This window comes from Klebsiella sp. EMBS2024 (assembly GCF_036233805.1).
Lineage (GTDB): Bacteria > Pseudomonadota > Gammaproteobacteria > Enterobacterales > Enterobacteriaceae > Klebsiella > Klebsiella pneumoniae.
The window spans coordinates 666,185-666,969 of record NZ_JAZARW010000001.1 but is presented as its reverse complement, the minus strand read 5'-3'; the positions used below and the strand labels follow the sequence as shown (position 1 = coordinate 666,969).

Below are 785 nucleotides of genomic sequence, written 5' to 3'. Positions count from 1 at the left end.
CCCCTGCCGTTAACCCAGCGGATACTGTTGAAACGCCGGCAGCGCCTCCCCCTTCTCCGCCATCGCGCGAATATGTGGAAACTCAGCTGCCGACACCACCGCCGGGATCATCAACTGGATAAAGGACCAGACCACCGTGCTGGTGACCAGCACCTGATCCGGCTGCGCGGCGGCGGCGCGGTCTGCCAGCCGGGCGTCCCACTCCCGACAGGCGGCGAGCAGTTGGCCGGTCACCCGGGCTATCCACGGCTGATGCTGCTTCTCTTCCGGCCGCAGACGGTGCTCATAAACATGCTGGACCGCTTTTTCACAGGCGGCGAGGATCACCCCCAGCAGGTGCAGATCGCGGGCCAGCGCCTCGGGATGCGCGGGAAGCAGCCGGCGCCCGGCCAGATTGGTCGTTTCGAAATAGAGGAGGATCAGCGTGGAGTCCATCAGCTGCGTCCCGTTATCGAGCACCACCGTCGGCGCCTTGACCACCGGATTAATGCGGGAAAATTCGTCAAAGCCGCTAAAGACCGATAGCGGCAGGCTCTCGAATTCCACGCCATAGAGCGCCAGAGAAACCGCCACGCGTCTTACATAAGGTGAATCCATCATACCAATGAGTTTCATCGTCACTCCTGCCTGCGATAAAGAGGTTGCGGCTTTACCTTACTGGAAAACCGATGCCGCGAATATCACGGGATACTTACCGCAATGGTTAGTCAAACTAACAGATTGGAGATTCGCGGTAGCCCTCCAGTTCCCCTTGTGCTATACCGACTGAGGCGGCATTTGGCTCC

General features: G+C 60.0%; 1 protein-coding gene. It reads right to left on the bottom strand.

Annotated features, from left to right (window positions below; all coding sequences use genetic code 11):
• Nucleotides 1–9 precede the first annotated feature (9 nt).
• The gene (locus VZP09_RS03060) at nucleotides 10–615 is read right to left on the bottom strand and encodes a glutathione S-transferase (RefSeq protein WP_048333042.1); all 606 of its coding nucleotides are present in this window, start codon (nucleotides 613–615) and stop codon (nucleotides 10–12) included.
• Nucleotides 616–785: the final 170 nt, after the last annotated feature.

Bases quoted from the DNA above. Each gene is read 5' to 3' on its own strand.
- VZP09_RS03060 (WP_048333042.1), bottom strand. From the start codon at position 615: ATGAAACTCATTGGTATGATGGATTCACCTTATGTAAGACGCGTGGCG.